Here is a 349-nt window from a genome sequence, read left to right as displayed (position 1 = left end):
TACGTGGTACTAAGCGTGATGAAGTTGAGCGTGGTCAAGTACTGGCTCAGCCTGGTTCAATCACTCCACACACTCAGTTCGAATCAGAAGTATACGTATTGTCAAAAGAAGAAGGTGGTCGTCACACTCCATTCTTCAAGGGCTACCGTCCACAGTTCTACTTCCGTACAACTGACGTAACCGGTACTATCGAACTGCCAGAAGGCGTTGAAATGGTAATGCCTGGTGACAACATCAAGATGGTTGTTACCCTAATCTGCCCAATCGCGATGGACGAAGGTCTACGTTTCGCTATCCGTGAAGGTGGCCGTACAGTTGGTGCTGGTGTTGTTGCTAAGATCATCGCTTA

At 48.1% G+C, this 349-nt stretch carries 1 pseudogene; it reads left to right on the top strand.

From position 1 onward, the window contains the following. A pseudogene (gene tuf, locus DB48_RS13370) lies at nucleotides 1-349 on the top strand (elongation factor Tu); the annotation flags it as partial.

This window comes from Shewanella sp. cp20 (assembly GCF_000832025.1).
In the GTDB taxonomy this organism is placed as follows: domain Bacteria; phylum Pseudomonadota; class Gammaproteobacteria; order Enterobacterales; family Shewanellaceae; genus Shewanella.
This window is presented reverse-complemented; position numbering and strand designations above follow the sequence as displayed.